Here is a 23,008-nt window from a genome sequence, read left to right as displayed (position 1 = left end):
GGTGACCCTAGCGAAGCTGGTCACGCTGCACCGTCCCCGGCCGGCGGCGTCCCATGGGTGGACCCGGCCGGCGGAGATGACCCGACCGGGTGGCGGGTGTGCCCCAGCCGGACGGTGGGGCCGCTACGCCCGCCCGGGCACCTACCGTGGAACGATGGGGGCGGGCCGGCTGATGGCCGTACTGGTGACAGCACTGCTGGCCGGTTGTGCGCCGGTCAGCGCCGTGGCCGGCGGGGCCACCGGGCCGGTGTCGGCGCGTCGGGCGCCCGAGGGGTCGTACGCCGTCGGCGTGCGTACGCTCACCCTCGATCCGCGCTCGGCGCGCCCCCTGCCGGTGACTGTCTGGTACCCGGCGTCGACCGATCAGGTGGCGGCCGGGCGGTTCCCGGTGGTGATCTACAGCCACGGGCTGGGCAGCCTCCCCGAGCTGCACGCCGGCCTGACCACCCGCTGGGCGGCGGCCGGTTTCGTGGTGGCCGCACCCGCGTACCCGCACACCCGACAGGGTGCCGCGAACTTCACCCGGGCCGACGTACGCAACCAGCCGGCCGACGCCTGGCGACTGGTCCGGTATCTGGGCGACCTCGACCGGAGCCGGGTCGATCCCCTCGCCGGACACCTCGACCTGACCTCGGTCGCCGCCGCCGGGCACTCGGCGGGCGGCTTCACCACCTCCGGCATGTTCAGCGAGGGCCACCCGGCCCGGCTACGCGCCGGTGTCGTGATCGCCGGCGGTGGGCTGCCGGGCAGCTTCGCCGGGCCGGCCGCGCCGGTGCTCTTCGTGCACGGCACGGCCGACCCGGTGGTGCCGGTGACTGTCGGCCGGGCCGCGTACGCGCGCACCCCAGGGCCGGCCGCGTTCCTCAGCCTGCTCGGCCAGGACCACGGCGCGTACCTCACGCCGGGCCACCCGGGCTTCGCCCCGGTCCTCGCCACCACCACCGACTTCCTGCGCTGGACCCTCTACGGCGACCGGGCCGCCGGTGCCCGCCTCCCCGCCGACGCCCACTCCCCCACCCTGACCCGTTACGAGTCCCGCCCGGCCCACTGACCCGGCCGACACCGGTACGGTCTCCCGGTGGACGAGCTTGCGCGCCGACAGTTGGCGAGCATCGCCGAGGTCATCGCGGTGACCGGGGCGGGCGGCATCCCGGTGTGGCTGCGCGGCGGCTGGGCGATGGACTTCCAGCTCGGCGCGGTGACCCGCCCGCACGTTGACGTCGACTGGTACTGCTGGCGCGACGACGCCGACCGGCTGGCCGACCTGCTGCTGGCCCGGGGTTGGCTTCCCGACCCGCGGATGCCGGTGGAGTCGCAGCTCGACCTGTTCGCGGCCGACGTGGAGGTCAGCTTCGCGTACCTGGGTCGCGATGCCGCCGGCCGACCGACGGTCGGTGCCGGATCCTGGGCCGGCACCCCGCTGCCGGCCGGGATGCTGGCCGCTCCACCCGGCCGGATCGGCCCGCTCACCGCGCCGACCATCTCGGTGGCGGCCCAGATCGAGTTCAAGCAGATGTACCCGGTCTGGATGCCGGAACGTCCCCGCCGCCCGAAGGACGCCGACGACCTGGCCCGGCTGCGCGCCGGTCCTGCTCAAGCAGATCCTCGTAAACCCCGACCTTGAAGGTGATCAGATCCAGGCTCTGGGTGAGCCTGTCGATCTGGGAGGTGACGCGACCGTGGTGCTCGCGCAGGAGCGCGAGCCGTTCCTCCTCGTTGCCGGCGCCTTCCCGGACAAGGTCGGTGTACCGGCGGAGCGCGGGCAGGGGCATGCCGGAGGCGCGGAGGATGATGCAGACGGTCAGCCAGTCCACGTCGTCCTGGGTGTAGCTGCGACGCCCGCCCGGCCCCCGGCGTACGGGACTGACGAAGAGGCCCTCCTGCTCATAGAAGCGGAGGGTGTGCACGCTCAAGCCGGTCCGTTCGGCGATCTGCCCGATGCTCAGACTCGCGGTGACCTCAGCCATGCCGAGCAGGGTAACGAGGGGTTGACCTAGAGCCGACTCAAGCTCCTAGGGTGCGTGCCAGTTGATCACTGTTGAATCACCCAAGGGAGCATCGGCATGCGCTATCGCACGCTCGGCGGCACCGGCATCGAGGTCAGCACCCACTGCCTCGGGACCATGATGTTCGGTGCCGTCGGCAACCCCGACCACGACGACTGCGTCCGCATCATCCACACCGCCCTCGACCAGGGCATCAACATCGTCGACACCGCCGACATGTACGGCCGGGGTGAGTCCGAGGAGATCGTGGGCAAGGCGCTGCGGGGGCGCCGGGACGACGTCGTGCTGGCCACCAAGGTGCACTTTCCGATGGGCGAGGGCCCCAACCAGGGTGGCAACTCGCGGCGGTGGATCCTCAAGGCCGTCGAGGGCAGCCTGCGGCGGTTGAACACCGACTGGATCGACCTCTACCAGATCCACCGTCCCGACCCCTCGACCGACATCGAGGAGACCCTCTCGGTGCTCACCGACCTCGTCCGCGACGGGAAGATCCGCACCTTCGGCTGCTCGACCTTCCCGGCCGAGGAGATCGTCGAGGCGCACCAGGTGTCCGAGCGTCGTGGCCTCGGGCGCCTGCGCACCGAGCAGCCGCCGTACTCGATCCTGGCCCGCGGCGTCGAGGCGTCGACCCTCCCGGTCTGCCAGCGCTACGGCATGGGGGTGCTGGTCTGGAGCCCGCTCGCCTTCGGGTTCCTCAGCGGCAGGTACCGCAGGGATCAGCCCATCGACCTGTCGACCGGGCGGGCCGTGCTCCGGCCTGCGCAGTTCGACCCCACGATCGCCGAGAACGCCGCCAAGCTCGACATCGTGGAACAGCTCGTCGACCTCGCGGCGAGCATCGGTTGCACGCTCCCGCAGCTCGCCATCGCCTTCACCGTGGCCCATCCGGCCGTCAGCTCGGCGATCATCGGACCGCGAACCATGCCGCACCTGGAGGACCTGCTCAAGGGCGCCTCGCTCACCCTGGACGACGCGACCCTCGACCGGATCGACGAGATCGTTCCGCCCGGAACGAACCGGTACAACCCCAACGCCGCCTTCCCTGTGCCTGCGTTGACCGACACCGCACGACGGCGACGCCCGCTCGCCGAACGTGCTGCGGCCTGATACCGGCCGCGCAGCGCTAGGTGAGTCGACGGGCACACCGCGTCGAAGTCCACCGGGCACGTCAGTGGGGCAAGGCACAATTGATTTCATGCCACGTCGCGTCACCCCCGCCCTGCTGGCCAGTGCCGTGCTCATGGCCGGTCTGGTCGGCTGCTCGGCGGACGCCAGGAAGACCGAGGGCCAGCAGTCGCCCGTCGAACCACCGCTCGCCGCCACGCCGACACCGCAGGTCCCCGCCGGCAAGGCCCCGGAGCGCGCCTTCGCGGTCGGCGTACGCCAACTCAAGCTGGACCGGGACGGCCGCGCGCTCCCGACGACGCTCTGGTACCCGGCGGCCGGGCAGTCCGGCGGCGCGGCCAAGCGGTCGGCGACGGTGGCGGAGGGCCGGTTCCCGGTGGTGATGTTCAGTCACGGCCTGGGTGGGCGACCGGACGACTACGCCACGTTGCTGACCCGCTGGGCGGCGGCGGGTTTCGTGGTGGCCGCGCCGACGTTCCCGCACACCTCGCGGGGCGCGGACAACAACGTCCTCGACGTGCTCAACCAGCCCGCCGACGTCTCGTACGCGTTGGACCAGGTGCTGGCGTTGGACGGCAGGGCCGGCGACGCGTTGCGCGGCCGGTTGGACGGCGAGCGGGTGGCCGCAGCCGGGCACTCCGCGGGCGGGGTGACCACCATCGGCCTGTTCACCGCCAGCCGGGACGAACGGCTGGACGCGGGCGTGGTGTTCGCCGGCACGGCGCTCGGCGTGGGCACCGCGTTCGCCGGTGCGGCCGCACCGCAACTGTTCGTACACGGCGAGTTGGACGAGGTGGTCGAGTACGCGGCGGGCAGGGCCGCGTACGACAAGGTGCCCTGGCCGAAGGCGATGCTGAGCCTACCCAAGGGCGACCACGGGCGGGCACTGCTCAGCGACGGCGCGACGCTGCGGGTCGTCTCGGACACGTCTGTCGAGTTCCTGCGCTGGTCGCTCTACGGCGACGCGGACGCCAAGAAGCGCATCCCCACCGACGCGACGCGCGGCGACATCGCCACCTTCGACGACCACCTCTGAGGCCCACCCGCGCCGGCCGCGCCGGCCGCGCCGGCCGCGCCGGCCGCGCCGGCCGCGCCGGCCGCGCCGGCCGCGCCGGCCGCGCAAGATCGTGCAGTAACCAGGAAATAGTGGCCTCCGACGACGCGGAGGCCACTATTTCCATGATGTTGCGCGATCTTGCGGCGGAACCAGGCCGCGCCGGGCGGCGCGGCGATGCAGCGCGCGGCGCGGCGATGCACCGCGCGGTGCGCGTCAGGCGGTGTGGTCGATGACGACCTTGCCGAAGGCGTCGCCGGAGTGCAGTCGGGCGAAGGCGTCCTCGACCCGGCTGAACGGGATGACGCTGTCCACCACCGGGCGCACCTCGTTGTCGGAGCAGAATGCCAGCAGTTCGTACAGCTCGCCGGGCGTGCCCATCGAGGTGCCCAGGATCTCCAGCTGCATGGCGAAGACCCGGCGCAGGTTGACCGACGGCTCGTGCCCGGCGGTCGCGCCGGAGACCACGATCCGGGCCATCGGCGCGGCCGACTTCAGCGAGTGGTCGAAAGTGGCCGCGCCGACCGTCTCGATCACCACGTCCACCCGCTCCGGCAGCCGGGCACCGGGCTCCACGGCGACGGCGCCGAGGGCCGAGATCCGGTCCCTCTTGACGGCGTCGCGGCTGGTCGCGTACACCCGCTTGCCCATTGCGACGGCGAGCGCGACGGCCGCGGTGGCCACGCCACCGCCCGCGCCCTGGACCAGCACGCTGTCGGCGTCCGCGACGCGGCCCTTGGTGGTCAACATCCGCCACGCGGTCAGCCAGGCCGTGGGCAGGCACGCCGCGTCGGTCGCCGCCATGCCGTCGGGCAGCGGGATCAGATTCGATCGGGGTACGGCCACCCGCTCGGCGAGCGTCCCGGCAAAGTGCTCGGAGAGGATGGAAACCCCGCGCGGGTCACCCGGCGTGACGACCACGGGGTACACGACCACCCGGCGCCCCTCCGGGTCCAGCCCGACCGCGTCGCAACCGAGGATCATCGGCAGCTGGGCCTCGGTGAGACCCACCCCGCGCAGCGACCAGAGGTCGTGGTGGTTGAGCGAGGTGGCCCGCAACTGCACGGTCACCCAGTCGTCGGCCGGAGGGGTCGGCTCGGGCCGCTCGCCGACGGTGAGCGCGGCGAGCGGATCGGCGTCGTCGAAACGGGAGGCAAAGGCAGCACGCATGATCGGCACGGTAACAAGCTGAGCGCTCGTTAAGAAGCCGTGCGCGTAGGCCAGCGGCGCATGCTGCGCCGGAGCGCCCCTGGCCCACGCGTGCGCGCAGGCCGGCGGCGCATGCTGCGCCGGAGCGCCCCTGGCCCACGCGTGCGCGTAGGCCAGCGGCGCCGGAGCGCCCCGGCCGACGCGTGCGCCTACCGGCGGGCGACGCCGTCGCGGCGGGCGGCTTCGGCGACCGCCTCGGCCACGGCCGGCGCGACGCGCGGGTCGAGCGGGGACGGAACGATCGCGTCGGCGGTCAGGGAATCGGCCACCACACCGGCGATGGCGTCCGCGGCGGCGACCTTCATCGCCTCGGTGATCCGGGTGGCACCGGCATCCAGCGCACCGCGGAACACACCGGGGAAGGCCAGCACGTTGTTGATCTGGTTGGGGTAGTCACTGCGCCCGGTGGCGACCACCGCGACGTGCCGGGCGGCCACCTCGGGGTGCACCTCGGGAGTCGGGTTCGCCAGCGCGAACACGATCCCGCCGGGCGCCATCCCGGCCACCGCGGCTTCGGGGATCTGCCCGCCGGAGACCCCGACGAGCACGTCCGCGCCGCGCAGCGCCTCGGTGATGTCGCCTTGGCGGCCGTCGGCGTTGGTGCTCGCCGCCAGCTCGGCCTTGGTGCCGGTCAGCTCGGTGCGATGCCGGCCGATGATCCCCTTGGAGTCACAGACCACCACCTGGTCGGGGTTGACGCCCCCGGCGATCAGCATCTTCGTCACGGCGACACCGGCCGCGCCCGCGCCACTCACCGCCACCCGCAGGTCACCGAGTTTGCGGTCGAGCAACGTCGCGGCGTTGCGCAGCGCGGCCAGCACCACGATGGCGGTGCCGTGCTGGTCGTCGTGGAAGACCGGGATGTCCAGCGCCTCGTCGAGCCGACGCTCGATCTCGAAGCATCGCGGCGCGCTGATGTCCTCCAGGTTGATCCCACCGAACGAGGGGGCCAGCGCCCGCACCACCGCGACGATCTCGTCCACGTCCTGGGTGTCCAGGCAGACCGGCACCGCGTCCACCCCGGCGAACTGCTTGAACAGCACCGCCTTGCCCTCCATCACCGGCAGCGCGGCCCGGGGACCGATGTTGCCCAGCCCGAGCACCGCCGAGCCGTCGGTGACCACCGCGACCGTGTGCGACACCCAGGTGTAGTCGTCCACCAGGGCGGGGTCGGCGGCGATCGCCTCACACACCCGGGCCACCCCCGGGGTGTACGCCAGGGAGAGGTCCTCCCGGCTGGTGAGCGGCACGGTCGAGGTGACGGCCATCTTGCCGCCCCGGTGCAGCAGGAAGACGGGATCAGCGGGGTCCACGGTGGACGAAGACATGGTGGTGACTCCAGGATCTGTCGAGCAGATGTGAGGCGGCCGGGCCCGCCGCGAGGTGGGCGGCGAGCGGTGGCACGCGGTGCGGGGGGTCACCCGGGCACTTTCCGAGCATAGTGTCGACACCACCCCTCGGATGTGAGCAGGGTCATAACTGACGACGAGGTAGCCGTCCGGGGCGCGGCCAGTAGCGGGCCACCACGCGTCCTCGTACGTCGGCCACCCCGTACGCCCGGGAGTCATCGGTGATCAGGTCGTTGTCGCCGCGCAGCCACCAGCCGCCGTCCTGCGGCCGAACCGCACGCTTCACCACCAGCAGATCGGGCCGGGTCCGGAAGACCGCGACCACCACGTCGCCGGCTCGGATCGGGCGGCCACCGGGACGAACCAGCACCGCGTCACCGTGCCGCAGCGTCGGGGCCATGGACGGGCCGGTCACCAGAACGGCGGTCAGCGGCCTCCGCAACCGGGGCACCTCAGCCGGGTGATCGGCCACCACTGGTTTCACCTCCACCCGTTAGGGGAGCATTCCCAGGAGTAATGTCGCCTTTGATCATCGCAAACTTCCCATGGAGGATCCCGATGCGACTTCCACGCATCCTTGCGCCCCGCGTCACCGCGAGCGCTCACTGCGACCTGCCGTGCGGTGTCTACGACCCGGCTCAGGCCCGGATCGAGGCCGAATCGGTCAAAATGATCTGCGAGAAGTACCAGGCGAACACCGACCCGGAGTTCCGCACCCGCGCCGTCATCATCAAGGAGCAGCGCGCCGAGCTGGTCAAGCACCACCTCTGGGTGCTCTGGACCGACTACTTCAAGCCGCCGCACTTCGAGAAGTACCCGAACCTGCACAGCCTGTTCAACGAGGCCACCAAGCTCGCCGGCGCCGGTGGCGTCAAGGGCAGCCTCGACCCGGCCACCGCCGACAAGCTGCTCGCGAAGATCGACGAGATCTCGAAGATCTTCTGGGAGACCAAGAAGGCGTGACCTCCCCGGTCATCCCGACGATCCGGCCGGCACGTCCCGAGGACGTGCCGGCCGTCGTCGCCATGGTGCACGAGCTGGCCGAGTACGAACGTGCCCCCGAGCAGTGCCACCTCACCACCGAACAGCTGACCTCGGCTCTCTTCACGACTGCTCCAGGTCGCGGCGTGGCGTCAGACGCGCCGGGTCGTGCGACTGCTCCGGCGCTCTTCGGTCACGTCGCGGTGGACGAGCACGACGAGCCGATCGGCTTCGCGCTGTGGTTCCTCAACTTCTCCACCTGGGCCGGCGTGCACGGCATCTACCTGGAGGACCTCTACGTCCGGCCGGCCGCCCGGGGCACCGGCGCCGGGCGACTGCTGCTCGCCGCGCTGGCCGACATCTGCGTACGACGCGGTTACCAGCGGCTGGAGTGGTGGATGATCGACTGGAATCCGGCCGCCGGCTTCTACGCCTCGATCGGCGCCGAGCAGATGAGCGAGTGGGTTCCCTACCGACTCAGCGGCGCCGCGCTCCGCGAGCTGGCCGAGCATGCCACCACCGCCAGCACGCGTATGGGCGACTGACCGGGTAGAGTCCCCGACCGGGGGGATGAGGCGTGACTCAACTGACTGGCCAGCCAGCGATCGACGACGACGTGGTGCACCTCACTGTGCCTGCCGACGGCGGTTACCTCGGCGTGCTCCGCACCGCCACCGCCGGTCTCGCGGCCCGGTTGCAGTTCGCGCTCGACGAGATCGAGGATCTGCGGATCGCGGTCGACGAGGCGTGCGCCATGCTGCTCGCCATCGCCACCCGCGACGCCGAGTTGGAGTGCCGCTTCGCGGTCACCGAGGACGCGCTGACCGTCGAGGTGACAGTGCCGACAGTGCGCGGTGCCACCCTGCCCGCCGAGTCGTCCTTCGCCTGGAAGGTGCTCACCGCGCTGACCACCTCGGCGTCCGCCACCTCCGCCGACGATCGGGCCACGATCGCGCTGCTCACCCGCCGTTCCGGCGGCTACTGACCGACCCGACGCACCGGCGAGGTCACTCGAAGCCGAGGGCGCGGGTCGTCGGAGGGCAGATCAGCAGCCAGGCCACGCCCAGGCCGAGCGCCATCAGCGGCACGCCCAGCCAGCCCAGGCCGGCCTGGATCATGAACCACCCGATCGGCAGCAGCATCAACTGGAGCACGATCGCGGGGGCTCGTGCGCCCGCCTGACGGCGCAGCAGCGCGCGACCCAGGGCCCAGAGCGCGACGGCCGCCCCGATGGCGAACACGGTCACCAGCAATGCCGCCAGCAGGTCGGTGCGGGTGGCCGTGAGGTCGGCCCAGACCAGCCAGACGGCGATCAGCCCGACGACGGCCGCCTCCGCCCACAGCAGCCGGACCGCCCAGCGGAGCGTGACGGGGATCGGGTCCGAGTCGATGGTCACGCGCGCCACGATACCCGGGCTGTCGGAAGGTACAGTGCCGCCCATGCGGGCCGTCCTGGTGGTCAATCCAAAGGCCACCACCACCAGCGAACGCAGCCGGGACGTGCTCGTCCGGGCGCTGCGCAGCGAAGTCGATCTCAGCGTGCGCTACACCCGTCGGCGTGGGCACGCCGTGGCGTTGGCCCGGGAGGCAGCCGCTGAGGGCGTCGACCTGGTCGTCACCCTGGGTGGCGACGGCACGGTGAACGAGGTGGTGAACGGCCTGATGACGGCCGAACCGCCGACTCGCGCCGGCGACGCGCCGATGGCCGAGCGACTGCCTGCGCTGGCGACCGTCCCCGGTGGCTCGACCAACGTGTTCGCCCGTGCGGTGGGTCTGCCCCGGGAGTGGCCGGAGGCGACCAGCATGATCCTGGAAGGACTGCGGCTGGGCCGGAGCCGGACGGTGGGGCTGGGCCTCGCCGACGACCGCTACTTCACCTTCTGCGCCGGCTTCGGTCTGGACGCCGCGGTGATCCACCGGGTGGAGCAGGCCCGGCGGAAGGGGCGGGTCTCCACACCGTCGCTCTATCTGCGTTCGATCATGAACCAGTACTTCTTCGCCTCGGACCGGCGGCACCCGGCGATCGTTCTGGAGCGTCCGGGCGAGCCGGCGGAGGCCGAGCTGGCCACCGTCATCATCCAGAACACGGCCCCCTGGACGTACCTGGGCGACCGGGAGGTCAACCCGAACCCGGCGGCGTCGTTCGATCTCGGGCTGGATGTGCTGGCGTTGCGTCAGCTCCGGGTGGCTAGCACAACACGGACAGTGACGCAGTTCCTGTCCCGGCAGCCGGATCCACGCGGCCGACAGGTGTTACGACTCCATGACACGGCGGAGTTCACGCTGGTCTCCGGCCGTCCGCAGGCGTTCCAGCTGGACGGGGACTATCTCGGCGAGCGGGAGAAAGTCAGATTCACCTCCGTTCCGGCCGCACTGAGAGTAATCTGCTAGGTCTCGGGGTACTGCCCTTGGTCGACGCGGTGGCCACAGCCGATCGACACGCCGCTGCGACACCGAGAACAGGTGCCGGAAATGTCAGCAATGTCACGCGGACTGTACTATATTGATCCTCGACTGTGGCACGGCGGGTAACCAGGAAAGCACTGGTATCCGGACAAATGGGTTGTGGGCTTGCTCACCGCCCGGAGTTTTTCCGAGCGTCACCCTTGACATCACGACTGTTCGTGAAAGTATTCACAAGCGAACTTGAGTTACCGGGACATTGCCTGGATATGCTCGTCAGGTTGAGCTGTTCCAGCAGGTCCCCGGCGCTAACCGCCTGCTCACGCACTGCCGAATTGACGAACGCCAAGGGTCACGTCGGCACTGCGGATGCATATAGGAAAAGCACGACAAGCAATTGTTGCCACCCATCCAGAATGAGGAGTGTTGCCGCCATGGACTGGCGTCACCATAGTGTCTGCCGCGACGAGGACCCGGAACTGTTCTTCCCGATCGGGACGTCCGGACCTGCTCTCCTGCAGGTCGAGCAGGCAAAGGCCGTCTGCAGGCGCTGCTCCGTGACCGACCAGTGCCTGCAGTGGGCACTCGAGTCGGGTCAGGACGCCGGCGTCTGGGGCGGGATGAGCGAGGAAGAGCGGCGCGCCGTCAAGCGGCGCGGCGGTCTCCGGGTGCTGCGCGCTCACTCCGCCTGATCCCAACACACAGCTGTACGCCCCGGTGGGTTCGCCCACCGGGGCGTTCTGCTGTCCGGCCCCGGTCACGCCGTGCCGGCACGGGTATCAGCCCGTAGACGCCAGCACGGGCCGGTCGTCGACCCGACGCAGCACCAACTCGACCAACTCCGGTGCATCGGTCAGCGGCGCGGCGACCGCCACCGCACCCGCCGCCCCGGCCGCCTCGGTCACCGCGTCGTGGAACAGCCCCGGTGCCAGGAAGTACGCGGACACCGCGACCCGGCGCGCGCCGGACGCCCGCAGCCGGGACACCGCCATGCCGGCCGCCGGTGGGGCCGCCGACGCGTACGCCACCCGGCAGGGCACCCCGAACTCCGCACCGAGCGCATCGGCGACCCGGCCCACCGACCGTCGCGCCCGCGCGTCCCGGGTGCCCGCCGCCGCCAGCACCAACGCGTCGAAGCGGCCCGGACGCGTCTCACCCAACCGACGGCACAGCCCCGCCAGCAGCCCAGGATCAGTCGTGTCGTCCACTGGGCCGAGCACATCGGTGACCCGTACCGCCAGCGGTGGCCCGGACCGCGCCGCCGCGGCGACCGCCGCCGGAATGTCCACCCGACGGTGGTACGCGGCGGTCAGCAGCAGCGGCACCAGCACCGCCCGGCGGTGACCGGCCACGGCCAGGTCGCGCAGCACCTCGGTCGGCCCCGGCTCGGTGTGGTCCAGCCAACTCGCCCACACCGGCGTGCCCGGCCGGGCCGCCGACACCGCCCGAGCCAGCGCCCGGGTGGCATCGGCCGCTCGTGGATCACGGCTGCCGTGCGCGACCAGCACCACCGGGTCCGCCCCGCCGGCCACGGTCGGGCCGGTCAGGGGCGTCGCCGGGGAGGTCAGACGTGCAGCCCGCACTCGGTCTTCTCGAACATGGCCCACCGGCCGGCCCGCGCGTCCTCGCCCGCCTTCGTACGGCGGGTGCACGGCCAGCAGCCGATCGACCCGTACCCCTGCTTGAAAAGCTCGTTGACCGGCACGTTGAAGCGGGCGATGTAGGAGTCCACATCCTTCTGCGACCAGGCCGCGATCGGATTGACCTTGACCTTGCCCCGACGCGCGTCGAAGGTCACCACCGGCGTGTTGGCCCGGCTCGGCGACTCGTCCCGACGCAGACCGGCGGCCCAGGCGTCGTACCCGGTCAGCGCCCGCTCCAGCGGCTCCACCTTGCGCAACTGGCAGCAGTCGTCCGGCGACTTGTTGAACAGCCGGGGGCCGTACTGGCCGTCCTGCTGACCGACGGTGAGCCGGGGCCGGATCGACCTGACGTTCACCGGCAGCGTCCGGACGACCTCGTCGCGTACCCGCAGCGTCTCGGGGAAGTGCAGGCCGGTGTCGAGGAAGACCACGTCCACCCCGGGGGCCACCCGGGAGACCAGGTGCGCCAGCACGGCGTCGGCCATCGAGCTGGTCACACAGAACCGCTCACCGAAGGTCTGCGCCGCCCAACGGGCGATCTCCAGTGCCGGGGCACCCTCCAGGTCCCGAGCGGCCTGCTCGGCCAGGGCCCGCAGCTCGTCCGGGTCGCGCCGGGCCGGGTCGGTGGGCGTCGAGCCGCCCGGGCCCACCAGGCGCAGGCTCGCGGCCGAGACGAGACTCATGAGGTCACCGCCCGACTCAGCAACCCGGTGAACTTCACCGAGAAGACCCGGGTGCAGGCGTGGCACTCCCAGGCGCCGTGACCCGCCTCGTGCGGCCGCAGGTCCTCCTCGCCGCAGTACGGGCAGTACAGAGGTGCCGCTCGGTTCTCGCTGCTCACCGCAGTTCCTCCTCGTCGACTCTGATCACCCAGTTGGCGAACGTCTCGCCCTCGCTCCGACCGGCCAGGTAGCGACGGGCCAGCCGTTCCACGTACTCCGGAAGTTCGTCGGCGGTGGTCTTCAGGCCGCGAAGCTTGCGGCCGAAACCGGCGGTCTGCCCCTGGGCCATGCCCAGCCCGCCGCCCAGGTGCACCTGGAAACCCTCGACCTGCCGGCCGTCCGGGCCGACCACCAGTTGACCCTTGAGCCCGATGTCGGCCACCTGGGTGCGTGCGCACGCGTTCGGGCAGCCGTTGATGTGGATCGAGATGTCCGCGTCGAAGTCGCGCAGCCGCTGCTCCAGCCGGGCCACCAACTCCTCGCCGCGGGCCTTCGTCTCGACGATGGCGAGCTTGCAGTACTCGATGCCGGTGCACGCCATCGTGCCGCGCCGCCAGGCCGACGGCCGGGCCTCCAGACCGATCCCGCGCAGCGCGTCGATCAGCGACTCCGTCCGCTCCGTCGGCACGTCGAGCACCAGCAGCTTCTGGTACGGGGTGAGCCGCACCCGGTCGCTGCCGTGCGCCTCGACCACGTCGGCCAGCTGGCTGAGCTGCGCGCCGGAGACCCGCCCGACCACCGGAGCGGCGCCCACGTAGTGCCGCCCGTCGGCCTGCTCGTGCACGCCCACGTGGTCGACCGGCTTCGACGGCAGGACCGGCGCCGGGCCGTCGAGCAGCGTACGACCGAGGTAGTCCTTCTCCAGGACCTCACGGAAGCGCTCCACGCCCCAGTCGGCCACCAGGAACTTCAACCGGGCCCGGTTGCGCAGTCGGCGGTAGCCGTAGTCGCGGAAGATCCCGACCACCCCGGCCCACACGTCCGGCACCTCGGCCAGCGGCACCCAGACGCCGAGCCGCTTGGCCAGCATCGGGTTGGTGGAGAGGCCCCCGCCGACCCAGACGTCGAAGCCGGGCCCGTGCTCCGGGTGGTCGACACCGAGGAAGGCGATGTCGTTCGACTCGTACGGGGTGTCCACCAGCCAGGAGATCGACGTCTTGAACTTGCGGGGCAGGTTGGAGAACTGCTTGTCGCCGACGTACCGGGAGACGATCTCGTCGATCGCCGGGGTCGGGTCGAGCAGCTCGTCGCGGGCGACCCCGGCCACCGGGCTGCCCAGCACGATCCGCGGGCAGTCGCCGCACGCCTCGGTGGTCTGCAGGCCGACCGACTCCAGCCGGCGCCAGATCTCCGGCATGTCCTCGACCCGGATCCAGTGGTACTGGATGTTCTGCCGGTCGGTGATGTCGGCGGTGTCCCGCGCGAACTCCCGGGAGATGTCCGCGATCACCCGCAGCTGGGCCAGGCTGAGCTGGCCGCCGTCGATGCGGACCCGGAGCATGAAGAACTCGTCCTCCAGCTCGTGCGGCTCCAGCACGGCGGTACGCCCGCCGTCGATGCCCGCCTTGCGCTGGGTGTAGAGACCCCACCAACGGAACCGGCCCCGCAGATCCTGCGGGTCGATGGAGGCGAAGCCGCGGTGGGCGTAGATGGTTTCGATGCGGGCCCGGACGTTGAGTGGGTCGTCGTCCTTCTTGATCCGCTCGTTGGGGTTGAGCGGCTCGCGGTGGCCGAGCGCCCACTGACCCTCACCCCGTGGCCGGCGCGGCGCTCGGGTCGGGCGAGCCGTCGGGTCCTCGGAACGGGCCGGGATGCTGCTGACCGCCATCGCGGCGTCCTCCGTTGTCTGCTGTGCCTCGGGATACGCGGGGCGCGGCGGCCGGCCCGGCGAAGCGGGCGGGACAACGGTGTCTTCAGACAGCCGGCGCGGAGCGCGCCCGAGACAGAATGGTCGGGCGTCGTCAGTGGGCCGGACAGATCGCGCTGCGCACGCGGCCGTAATCGACGTGGCGACGTGCCACGAAGCGGCGGACGACTGCGGCGGTCATGGGCCCATGCTGCCACACCCCATGCGGGCCGGCCAATGTCCGCGTGCTGGATCCCACATCACGGGCCGGGGCTCACCCGACCAGCTGGTCACCAAGGACAGTTCGGGCATAACGCACCACCCGCCCCTGTCGTACGCCGACGATCAGGCCGTTGTCCCGCAGCGTGGTGAGGTGGTGCGACGCGGTCGCGGGCGCGAGACCCAGCATCGCGGCCAGCTCGCCGGTGCTCAGCGGCGAGTCGAGCAGGGAGAGCGCCGCCGCCCGGGTACCGCCGAGGAGAGCGCCCAGCGCCGCGCTGGGCGGCGGCGAATCCCACAGCCCGCCCAGCCCGGTGGGCGGATAGCAGAGGGCGGGCCCGGCGTCACCCTCCATGATCGCGTGCACCGTCGGCCCGGAGAACGCGGTGGGCAGCAGCGTCCACGGGCGTCCGTCCAGGCCGGCCGACAGGGTCGCGCCGACGGCGACCCGCAGCGCCGCGCCGTCCCACCGGATCAACGGGTGCACCTCGCGCAGCAGGGTGCGCCCGCCCTGCTCGGCGGCGAGCAGTGTCCGCCGTCGGATGTCGGCCAGCGCGAGCGCCCGCAGCCGGGGCCAGTCCGGTGCGATCAGCAGGGTGAAGTAGCGGTGGAGCTGCGCGACCAACTCGTCCGGGGACAGGCGGGGTGCGCCAGCGCGTTCCAGTTGCCGCCGCACCCGGGACGGGTCGGTGCCGGCGACCGCCCGCAGCTCGGCGGCCAGGTTCGGTGCCACCCCGATCGGGGTGAGGAAATCCGGCACGTAGCCGTTCGACGACCTGAGCACCGCCAACAGCGGTTCCAGGCCGGCATCCGGCAGCAGCCGCTCCGCGCGTTCCCGCCACGGACGGTGCATCCAGTACTTCGCCGGCTTGCGTAACGCCCAAGAGCTCGCCACCAGCTCGGCCAGGGGCGAGTGCACGAACCGGACCCGGCTCAGGTCGTCGGGCGAGAACCGGACCTCGATCACCTACGGATTCGACCACGTTCGAACGGTTCGGCGACAGCGCGGGGCGGCCCGAGGATCCTCGTATGGAGTTCAGGCAACTGGGCCGGTCGGGCCTGCGCGTCAGCGCGGTCGCGTACGGCAACTGGGTCACCCACGGCAACCAGCTCGACGACGGCGCGGCGGCCGCGTGCGTGGCCGCCGCCCTCGACGCGGGCATCACCACGTTCGACACCGCCGACCGGTACGCGCAGGGGCGGGCCGAGGAGGCGTTGGGCAAGGCGCTGAGCGGCGTCCGGCGCAGCTCGATCGAGCTGTGCACGAAGGTGTGCCTGCCGGTCGGGCCGGGGGCCAACGACGCCGGGCTGTCCCGCAAGCACATCATCGAGGGCTGTCACGCCTCGCTGAGCCGGCTGGGCACCGACTACATCGACCTCTATCAGGCGCACCGGTACGACGACAGCGTGCCGCTGGAGGAGACGATGCTCGCCTTCGCCGACCTGGTCCGCCAGGGCAAGGTGCTCTACGTCGGGGCCTCCGAGTGGACCGCCCCGCAACTGCGCGCGGGCCTGCGGCTCGCCGCCGAGCTGCACATCCCGTTCATCGCCAACCAGCCGCAGTACTCGATGCTGTGGCGGGTGGTGGAGGCCGAGGTGTCCCCCGCCTGCGCCGACCTGGGCCTGGGCCAGCTCGCCTGGTCGCCCCTCGCGATGGGCGTGCTGACCGGTCGGTACGAGCCCGGCGCACGTCCACCCGCCGGCTCCCGGGCCACCGACGGCTTCGGTGGCTCGTTCATCGCCCGCTACTCCTCGGATCTGCTGCTCTCCCGGGTACGCCGGCTCCGACCGATCGCCGAGGCCGCCGGCTGCACGATGGCCCAGTTGGCGGTGGCGTGGGTGCTGCGCCAGCCGACCGTGGCGGGCGCGATCGTCGGCGCGTCACGGCCCGAGCAGCTGACGGAGACGGCCAAGGCCGCCACGGTACGGCTCGACGACGAGCTGATGGCCGAAATCGACGCCGTTCTCGACGAACTCGTGGAGCGTGATCCGGCGAAGACCGCCCGGCCGAACGACGTGATGCCCGCCTGGCGCCCGTCACCTGCCGCCGGCTGACGCCCACGGAGGGGGTGGCCGTGGCAGGCTCGGACCGTGGGGCAATTGTCCGAGAGGTCGGCCGGGGCGGCGTGGGAGCACCTGCGCCGCCTGCCGGTCTGGCTCCCCCCGGCGCTGTTGACCCTGGCGGTGACAGTGACCGGGCTGGGCTCCGCCCAGCTCTGGCGCGACGAGTTGGCGACGTGGAGCGCGGCCACCCGGTCGCCCGGCGACCTGGCCCGACTGGCCGGCACCATCGACGCCGCCACCGGGCCGTACTACCTGCTGATGCACGGCTGGACCAGGGTCTTCGGCGACTCCACGATCGCCCTGCGCGTACCGGCAGTGTTGGCGATGACAGTGGCCGCCGGGTTGCTCGCCGTGCTCGGCGCGCGGCTCGTCGACCGGCGCAGCGGCCTCTTCGCCGGGCTGCTGTTCGCGGTGCTCCCCGGCACCTCCCGCTACGGGCAGGAGGCTCGCCCGTACGCGCTGGCCACCATGCTCGCCGTGCTCGCCACCCTGCTGCTGGTGACCGCGCTGCGTCGACCGAGCTGGGCCCGCTGGGCCGGTTACGCCGCCGCCGTCGCCGCTCTCGGGCTCATCCACCTGATCGCGCTCACAGTGCTCGCCGCCCACGCGCTGGTCGTCCTCATCGCCTGGTGGCGCGGCCCGGTCCCGGCGGGCGTCGCCACCCCGGCCCAGCCCGACGCCGAGCGGGACCGACGGGTGTGGAGGTGGCTGGTCGCCGTGGTGCCGGTCGCGCTGCTGGCCGGCCCGCTGCTGGTCAAGGCCCGGACCCAGCAGTCCCGGCAGTTGAACTGGGTCCACCTGGCCCGACTGGACGACCTCACCGCGCTGCCCGGCGGCGTCACCCAGAGCAGTCTGGTCGGTGGACTGCTGGTCGGGGTCGCGGCGCTGGGCGCGGCCCGAGTCGGGCGGCGCGCCCTGCTGCCGGTCGGCGCGGTGCTGCTGCCCGTACTGCTGCTCTTCGCCGCCGGCACTGTCGTACCGCTGTGGGTGCCCCGGTACCTGGTCTTCGTGGTGCCCTTCGCGTGCCTGCTGGCGGGCGCGGCGCTGGCCGCCGTGGCCGCCCCGGCCGCGCTCGTCGTGGTGGTCCTGGCCGGGCTGCTCGGCCTACCCGACCAGGCCGCGCTGCGGCGGACACACGAGTGGCCACGCAGCGCGCCGGTGGACTACGCGGGAGCGGCCCGGGTGATCGCCGACGGCCAACGCCCGGGGGACGCCGTGGTCTACTCGCCCCGGCACAGTTGGCTCTTCCTCGACCTCGGCATCGAGTACCACCTCAGCGACCCACCACGCGACGTGCTGGTCACCGAGGACGAGGTCCGCCGCGGCGATCTGTGGGCCGCCGAGTGTCCGCAGCCAGCCCAGTGCCTCGCCGGTACGACACGGGTGTGGCTCGTCGTCTCCGGCCGGCACGCCGAGCCGCTGGCCGCCGTGTCCGGTGCCAAGGGCGACGCGCTGCGCACGAACTTCACCGTCACGCAGGTCTGGCAGCGACCCGGCCTCACCGTCGCCCTGCTGAACAGCCGCCCCGAACGCTGACCCGACCCCCGGGCGCCGGCCGGGGGGTCGGGCTCGCCCACCTCGATGCGCCTGATGCCGGTGAGTCATTTTGATGACTGAGAGGCATCACGCCCGTCCTGATATCCGCTCCCGCCGCAGACCCCGCCCCACCGGAGGTGGGAGGGCGGGTCAGGCCTGCGAGCGGCCGTCGGGGGTGGTGCGGGCCAACGGAACGACCAGCATGGCCTCGGTGCCACCGTTGGCGCCGGCGCGCAGTTCGATGGTGCCGCGCAGCTCCCCGGTGATCAGGGCTCGGACGATCTGGAGGCCGAGCCGGCTGCCGCGTTCGGCGTCGAAGTCCGGGGGCAGGCCGCGCCCGTTGTCGGTCACCGAGACGTGCAGCATCTTGCGGAACCGGTGCGCGGAGACCACCACCTCGGGCCGCAGCGACGGGTCCACCTCGGGAGCGGCGACCGGCACCATGCCGGAGGCGGCGGCCACCGGGGCCTCCTCCGCCTCCTCGGCCGGCGGGAAGCCGTGCTCGACGGCGTTGAGCAGCAACTCGTTGAGAACCATCACCAGCGACGTGGCGATCTCCGCCGGCAGTACGCCGAAGCTGCCCCGCCGGCGCATGCCGACGCTCACCTCGGTCGCCGCGACCTCGGTCGCCGCGCTGGCCACCCGGTCGACGATGCCGTCGAACTCCACCGCCTCGTCGCTGGACATCGAGAGCGTCTCGTGGACCAGAGCGATCGAGGCGACCCGACGGACCGATTCCTCAAGCGCGACCCGGGCCTCCGGCATCGCCACCCGGCGGGCCTGCAACCGCAGCAGCGCGGCCACCGTCTGGAGATTGTTCTTCACCCGGTGGTGGATCTCCCGGATGGTGGCGTCCTTGGTGATCAGTGCCCGGTCCCGGCGACGGACCTCGGTGATGTCCCGGACCAGCACCAACGCTCCGATCGGCACCCCGGCCGGCATCAGCGGCAGCGCCCGGGTGAGCATCGTGGCACCTCGTGCGTCGATCTCCCGCCGGGGTGGCGCCTCACCGCGCAGCGCGGCCAGGATGCCGTTCGAGGCCTCGGTGCCGTCCAGCGGGTCACCGGCCAGCCGACGGTGCAACGCGGCCAGGTCCTCCCCCACCAGGTGCGAGGCGTAGCCCAGTCGGCGGTACGCGGACTGCGCGTTCGGGCTGGCATAGGTGACCTTGCCGCCGGCGTCGAGCCGGACCAGGCCGTCGCCGACCCGGGGTGCCGAGGTGGTCTCGCCCGGATGCCGCGGCGGCGGGAAGGTGCCGTCCGCGATCATCTGCGCCAGGTCGTCGGCGGTGGTGAGGTAGTTGAGCTCCAGCTGGCTGGGCGTACGCGCGGTGGAGAGGTTGGTGTCCCGCCCCACCACGGCGATCACCTCGCCGGCCTCCCCCTCGGCGGTACGCAGCCGAACCGGGATCGCCTCGTGCCGGGCCGGCACGTCGCCGTACCAGACCGGGTCGCCCTCGCGCCAGATCCGGCCCTGGGAGTACGCCACCCCCAGGTGGGCCACCTCCGGCCCGCCGACGATCCGACCCACCTGGTCGTCCTGGTAGGCGGTAGGTGCGGTGGTCGGGCGAACCTGGGCGACGCAGAGGAACGTGCCGTCGGCGTCGACCGGCACCCAGAGCAGCAGGTCAGCGAAGGACAGATCGGAGAGCAGTTGCCAGTCGCCGGCGATCCGGTGCAGGTGGTCGATGTCGGCCGGACGGAGATGGGTGTGCTCCTCGGCGAGGTCGCGCAGCGTGGACACGGTGACCAGGGTGCCACGCCGCGCCTCACATCGTCGCGGTGACCTTCTTCAACCCGCGCGGCGCGTCCGGGTCCTCGCCTCGGGTGAGCGCCAGGGCCAGCGCCAACCGCTGCATCGGCAGGATGTCCAGCAGCGGGGCGTACCGCTCGTCGACCTCGGGGACGGCCAGCCGGGTGGCGCCCGGCACGTCGGCGGAGCCGACCACCACGACGTCGGCGCGGCGTTCGCCGAGGCGGGGCAGCACCTCACCCATCGACCGGCCGCCGGGGCCGGAGCCGACCACGGCGAGCACCGGCACCTCCGGGTCGGTCATCGCGAGCGGGCCGTGCAGCAGGTCGGCGCCGGAGAAGGCGAGCGCCGGCAGGTACGAGGTCTCCATCAGCTTCAGCGCGGCCTCCCGGGCGGTGGGGTAGGCGTACCCCCGGCCGGTGGTGACCAACTGACGGGCGAACCGGTAGCGCGGGGCGAGTTGGGCCGGGGTGCCGTCGGCCAGGGTGCGGGTGGCCAGCTCGGGCAGTGCGTCGAGCGCCTCCCGTTCGGCCTTCGGGAGCACGCCGTCGCCGGCCCGGATCCCCTCCACCAGCATCAGCAGGGCGAGCAGCTCGGCGGTGTACGTCTTGGTGGCGGCCACCGCCCGCTCGTGCCCGGCGGCGATGTCGACGCTCAGCTCGGCCACGTCGACCAACGGCGAGTCGGGGGCGTTGGTCACCGCGAGGGTCAGCGCACCGGAGGCTCGGGCTGCGCGCAGCACCTCGGCCAGGTCGGGCGAGCCGCCGCTCTGGCTGACCCCGACGACCAGCGCGTCGGAGAGGTCGGGGCGGGCCCCGTACAGGGTGACGACGCTGGGCGAGGCCAGCCCGGCGGGCAGGCCGAGCCGGATCTCGGTCAGGTAGGCCCCGTAGAGCGCCGCGTGATCGGAGGTGCCCCGCGCGGTGAAGACCACGTGCCGTGGCCGACGTTGCGCGATGACCGCTGCCACCCGGGCGATCTCGGCGGCGTTGGCAGCGGAGAGCAGACGCGCGTAGCCAGCTGGCTGCTCGTCGATGTCGGCGGCCATTCCAGCCCCTGCACGTGTCACGGAAACCCCTCCCCTTGCGCGGTTGCCGCGCGATTCTTGCTCAGTCTTGCACTTTTAAGCGCATCTAAGCAACCGAACGAGCAGGACTGCGCAGGTGATCACCAGTTGATCTCAATATCAACTAGGCTTTACCCGTTGTGCCCGGTCTAACTGCCACGAGAGGACGACGTGCCCGAGGGAACGGACGATCCCGCGCTCTCCGCGACGGAGGAGCTGGCGCTGGCCCGGCTGGCACTCGACGAGGGCGACCTGCACCACGCCGCCGGCCACCTCGCCGGCGCGTTGGCACGGGCCCCCACCCTGCCGGAGGTGCACGAGACGCTGGCCCGCCTCGCCGCCACGAGCGGCGGCGGCCTGGACCTCTTCCCGATCAACCACCACACCTTCGTCGGTGCGGTCGTCGCCCGCGCCCACCTCCTCGCCACCGCCGGACGCCCCGCCGAAGGGCTGGAGCTGCTGGCCGCGGCGACGTCGTACGCGCCCGGCACCGAGTGGGCCGGCGTGCCCTGGGTCACCGCGCCGGAGCTGGCCGAACGACTGGACCCGGAGCACATCGCCCGCGTCCTCATGCAGGTCTGCGCCGCACTGCCCGACCCGGTGCCGCGGATCGGCCGGGCCCCGCTGACCCCGTACCTCACCCTCGCCCGCAACGCGGCCACCGTGCACCCCGAACACGGCCTTCTGCTGGGTGCGGCGTCCGCGCTGGCCCGCCGCCTCGGCGAAGTCGAGCTGGCGGTCCGGTGGGCCACCCGAGGGGTACGCGCGCAGCCCTCGAAGATGGGCGAGGTGTGGCTCGGGTACGCGTACCGCAGCTCGGGCCGGACCCGCGACGGCCTCGCGGCCCTCGGTCGGGCCGTCGAGCTGGACCCCGACGACCTTGCGATCTACGCGGACATCGCCGGCACCCTGGCCGAGATCGGCCGGCTGGACGAGGCGTTGGAGTGGATTGAGCGGGCGCTGGCGCGCGATCCGTCGTTCGACTGCGCCGTGCACACCGCTCACCGCCTGCGGCACCTGCGCGACGGCGACCTCGCCCACCTGGTCGCGCTCGCCGACTTCGTGCGGGACCACCCGGACGACAGCCACGAGCACGGCGACCTGGCCCAGTGCTGCCGGGGTCGGCCCTGGCTCGGCCAACTCACCCCGGCCGGTGGGCCCCTGGTGGACGCGATGCGCCAGGCGGTGGCCGATGACGACAACGGTCTCGGCGGTGCCGTACGCCTACCCGCCGCCGCCCCGCCGAGCGCGGTCGGGACGGCGATCTCCACCGCCCCCGGGCTGCGGATCGAGGTCGTCGGCGCGCCCGAGCCCGACCCGCGCGAGCCCCGGCGGGAGTCCGCTCAGCGGTTGTGGCACTACGCGGACGCGGTCCCCACGCCCGCGCTGGCGGCGCCCTCGGCGGCCGCGGTCGAACGGATCGGGCAGATCGCCCACCCGGCGTGGGCACACCCACCGGCGGCGTACGACGCGGCGGTGGGCCTGGCCGGCCTCGACCTGGGCGACCTGCTCGGTCTGCTGGTACACCCGCCGGCGGCGCCGGCCAACGCGGTGGGTCGGCTGCTGGCGGCCCACGACCCGTCGGTCTGGGTCCGTGGGGTGCAGGTGTGGGCCTGTCTGGGGCTGCTGCACCACCGCACCGACGAGCCGTGGGAGGGCTCGACCCGGCGCCGGGTGCTGCTCGATCTGATCTGGGGCGTCGAGGACTGGGTCACCGAGGCGGCACTGTTCGCCCTGGTCACCGCCGCCTGGGTGGACCCCTCGGTGCGGTCGGACGTGGCCCGGGTGGTGGCGGAGCGGCTGGCCGACGTGGCTGCCGTGGCGCGGAGCCGACCGGTCCCGATCGCCGCCTCGCTGGCTCACCTGGCGCTCGCCGCCCCGCAGTTGGACCCGGCGACGGCGGCACTGGCCACCGAACTGCTGGCCACCCACTCCCCCCGGCTTCCCCGCCCCCGCAACCCTCTGCGCCGCCTCTGGCAACGTCTGCTCCGCCGCTGACTCCCCGCCAACCCCCGCGATCTTGCACTTACTGT

General features: G+C 72.4%; 24 protein-coding genes. 12 read left to right on the top strand and 12 right to left on the bottom strand.

Annotated features, from left to right (window positions below; all coding sequences use genetic code 11):
* Positions 1–154 precede the first annotated feature (154 nt).
* Positions 155–1,051 (top strand): alpha/beta hydrolase family protein, encoded by an 897-nt coding sequence (locus ACFYP0_RS21145; protein WP_356976718.1) that lies wholly within the window; start codon positions 155–157, stop codon positions 1,049–1,051.
* Positions 1,052–1,078: 27 nt separating this feature from the next.
* Positions 1,079–1,624: a nucleotidyltransferase domain-containing protein gene (locus tag ACFYP0_RS21140; RefSeq protein WP_356976720.1), complete on the top strand. Its 546-nt coding sequence runs from the start codon at positions 1,079–1,081 to the stop codon at positions 1,622–1,624.
* Here the strand turns inward: ACFYP0_RS21140 and ACFYP0_RS21135 are convergent.
* Positions 1,506–1,967 (bottom strand): MerR family transcriptional regulator, encoded by a 462-nt coding sequence (locus tag ACFYP0_RS21135; protein WP_356976722.1) that lies wholly within the window; start codon positions 1,965–1,967, stop codon positions 1,506–1,508. The two genes, ACFYP0_RS21140 and ACFYP0_RS21135, sit on opposite strands and share 119 nt — an antisense overlap.
* Positions 1,968–2,063: 96 nt before the next feature.
* Between ACFYP0_RS21135 and ACFYP0_RS21130 the strand changes: the two genes are divergently transcribed.
* Together ACFYP0_RS21130 and ACFYP0_RS21125 are read left to right on the top strand one after the other, a co-directional pair.
* Positions 2,064–3,113 carry an aldo/keto reductase gene (locus ACFYP0_RS21130; RefSeq protein ID WP_356976724.1) on the top strand — a complete coding sequence of 350 codons (1,050 nt, stop codon included), beginning with the start codon at positions 2,064–2,066 and terminating at the stop codon, positions 3,111–3,113.
* Between the two features lie 88 nt (positions 3,114–3,201).
* On the top strand, positions 3,202–4,167 hold the full coding sequence (locus ACFYP0_RS21125) for an alpha/beta hydrolase family protein (protein WP_355494514.1): 966 nt from the start codon (positions 3,202–3,204) through the stop codon (positions 4,165–4,167).
* Positions 4,168–4,401: 234 nt separating this feature from the next.
* Here ACFYP0_RS21125 and ACFYP0_RS21120 read toward each other — a convergent pair whose 3' ends face one another.
* From ACFYP0_RS21120 to ACFYP0_RS21110, 3 genes are all read right to left on the bottom strand, one after another.
* On the bottom strand, positions 4,402–5,364 hold the full coding sequence (locus ACFYP0_RS21120; protein ID WP_386997263.1) for a zinc-binding dehydrogenase: 963 nt from the start codon (positions 5,362–5,364) through the stop codon (positions 4,402–4,404).
* Positions 5,365–5,543: 179 nt separating this feature from the next.
* Positions 5,544–6,722 (bottom strand): NAD(P)-dependent malic enzyme, encoded by a 1,179-nt coding sequence (locus ACFYP0_RS21115; RefSeq protein WP_112583660.1) that lies wholly within the window; start codon positions 6,720–6,722, stop codon positions 5,544–5,546.
* Positions 6,723–6,867: 145 nt separating this feature from the next.
* Complete coding sequence (locus ACFYP0_RS21110) at positions 6,868–7,218, bottom strand: S24/S26 family peptidase (protein WP_356976888.1); 351 nt, start codon at positions 7,216–7,218, stop codon at positions 6,868–6,870.
* 83 nt (positions 7,219–7,301) lie between these two features.
* Here ACFYP0_RS21110 and sodN point away from each other — a divergent pair, with 83 nt between their 5' ends.
* The 3 genes from sodN to ACFYP0_RS21095 are packed head-to-tail and all read left to right on the top strand — an operon-like array spanning position 7,302 to position 8,709.
* Positions 7,302–7,706 carry a superoxide dismutase, Ni gene (gene sodN, locus ACFYP0_RS21105; RefSeq protein WP_088987805.1) on the top strand — a complete coding sequence of 135 codons (405 nt, stop codon included), beginning with the start codon at positions 7,302–7,304 and terminating at the stop codon, positions 7,704–7,706.
* Positions 7,703–8,269 (top strand): GNAT family N-acetyltransferase, encoded by a 567-nt coding sequence (locus ACFYP0_RS21100; RefSeq protein ID WP_355494516.1) that lies wholly within the window; start codon positions 7,703–7,705, stop codon positions 8,267–8,269. Before sodN ends, ACFYP0_RS21100 begins: the two co-directional genes overlap by 4 nt.
* 32 nt (positions 8,270–8,301) lie before the next feature.
* Complete coding sequence (locus tag ACFYP0_RS21095) at positions 8,302–8,709, top strand: ATP-binding protein (RefSeq protein ID WP_091406059.1); 408 nt, start codon at positions 8,302–8,304, stop codon at positions 8,707–8,709.
* 22 nt (positions 8,710–8,731) lie between these two features.
* Here the strand turns inward: ACFYP0_RS21095 and ACFYP0_RS21090 are convergent, their stop codons facing one another.
* The gene (locus ACFYP0_RS21090) at positions 8,732–9,121 is read right to left on the bottom strand and encodes a hypothetical protein (RefSeq protein ID WP_124853891.1); all 390 of its coding nucleotides are present in this window, start codon (positions 9,119–9,121) and stop codon (positions 8,732–8,734) included.
* 43 nt (positions 9,122–9,164) lie between these two features.
* On the opposite strand from ACFYP0_RS21090, the gene ACFYP0_RS21085 reads away from it, so the two are divergent.
* Positions 9,165–10,115 carry a diacylglycerol/lipid kinase family protein gene (locus ACFYP0_RS21085; protein ID WP_355494517.1) on the top strand — a complete coding sequence of 317 codons (951 nt, stop codon included), beginning with the start codon at positions 9,165–9,167 and terminating at the stop codon, positions 10,113–10,115.
* Between the two features lie 446 nt (positions 10,116–10,561).
* Positions 10,562–10,819, top strand: coding sequence for a WhiB family transcriptional regulator (locus ACFYP0_RS21080; protein ID WP_088950012.1), 258 nt, complete (start codon positions 10,562–10,564; stop codon positions 10,817–10,819).
* A gap of 87 nt (positions 10,820–10,906) precedes the next feature.
* Here ACFYP0_RS21080 and ACFYP0_RS21075 read toward each other — a convergent pair whose 3' ends face one another.
* The 5 genes from ACFYP0_RS21075 to ACFYP0_RS21055 form a co-directional block, all read right to left on the bottom strand.
* The gene (locus tag ACFYP0_RS21075; RefSeq protein WP_386997258.1) at positions 10,907–11,710 is read right to left on the bottom strand and encodes a sirohydrochlorin chelatase; all 804 of its coding nucleotides are present in this window, start codon (positions 11,708–11,710) and stop codon (positions 10,907–10,909) included.
* The gene (locus ACFYP0_RS21070) at positions 11,692–12,453 is read right to left on the bottom strand and encodes a phosphoadenylyl-sulfate reductase (protein ID WP_356976733.1); all 762 of its coding nucleotides are present in this window, start codon (positions 12,451–12,453) and stop codon (positions 11,692–11,694) included. Before ACFYP0_RS21070 ends, ACFYP0_RS21075 begins: the two co-directional genes overlap by 19 nt.
* Complete coding sequence (locus tag ACFYP0_RS21065; protein WP_165435836.1) at positions 12,450–12,611, bottom strand: hypothetical protein; 162 nt, start codon at positions 12,609–12,611, stop codon at positions 12,450–12,452. The genes ACFYP0_RS21070 and ACFYP0_RS21065 overlap by 4 nt, the downstream gene beginning before the upstream one ends.
* Positions 12,608–14,320, bottom strand: a complete 1,713-nt coding sequence (locus ACFYP0_RS21060; protein WP_356976735.1) for a nitrite/sulfite reductase — start codon at positions 14,318–14,320, stop codon at positions 12,608–12,610. The genes ACFYP0_RS21065 and ACFYP0_RS21060 overlap by 4 nt, the downstream gene beginning before the upstream one ends.
* 292 nt (positions 14,321–14,612) lie before the next feature.
* The gene (locus ACFYP0_RS21055) at positions 14,613–15,524 is read right to left on the bottom strand and encodes an ArsR/SmtB family transcription factor (protein ID WP_355494520.1); all 912 of its coding nucleotides are present in this window, start codon (positions 15,522–15,524) and stop codon (positions 14,613–14,615) included.
* Positions 15,525–15,586: 62 nt separating this feature from the next.
* Here ACFYP0_RS21055 and ACFYP0_RS21050 point away from each other — a divergent pair, with 62 nt between their 5' ends.
* Complete coding sequence (locus ACFYP0_RS21050; RefSeq protein WP_386997255.1) at positions 15,587–16,612, top strand: aldo/keto reductase family protein; 1,026 nt, start codon at positions 15,587–15,589, stop codon at positions 16,610–16,612.
* Between the two features lie 36 nt (positions 16,613–16,648).
* The gene (locus ACFYP0_RS21045; RefSeq protein ID WP_386997253.1) at positions 16,649–18,157 is read left to right on the top strand and encodes a glycosyltransferase family 39 protein; all 1,509 of its coding nucleotides are present in this window, start codon (positions 16,649–16,651) and stop codon (positions 18,155–18,157) included.
* A 150-nt stretch (positions 18,158–18,307) separates the two neighbouring features.
* Here ACFYP0_RS21045 and ACFYP0_RS21040 read toward each other — a convergent pair whose 3' ends face one another.
* Both ACFYP0_RS21040 and ACFYP0_RS21035 read right to left on the bottom strand, forming a co-directional pair.
* A complete protein-coding gene (locus tag ACFYP0_RS21040; RefSeq protein WP_356976739.1) occupies positions 18,308–19,900 on the bottom strand; it encodes a histidine kinase N-terminal domain-containing protein in 1,593 nt (530 codons plus the stop codon).
* A 25-nt stretch (positions 19,901–19,925) separates the two neighbouring features.
* On the bottom strand, positions 19,926–20,957 hold the full coding sequence (locus ACFYP0_RS21035; protein WP_356976890.1) for an SIS domain-containing protein: 1,032 nt from the start codon (positions 20,955–20,957) through the stop codon (positions 19,926–19,928).
* Positions 20,958–21,146: 189 nt separating this feature from the next.
* Between ACFYP0_RS21035 and ACFYP0_RS21030 the strand changes: the two genes are divergently transcribed.
* Complete coding sequence (locus tag ACFYP0_RS21030; protein WP_356976741.1) at positions 21,147–22,973, top strand: tetratricopeptide repeat protein; 1,827 nt, start codon at positions 21,147–21,149, stop codon at positions 22,971–22,973.
* Positions 22,974–23,008 lie beyond the last annotated feature (35 nt).

The sequence above is a fragment of the Micromonospora arida genome (assembly GCF_042873195.1).
Lineage (GTDB): Bacteria > Actinomycetota > Actinomycetes > Mycobacteriales > Micromonosporaceae > Micromonospora > Micromonospora arida.
Note: the sequence above shows the minus strand (reverse complement) of the source record. Positions and strands in the feature narration are given on the sequence as shown.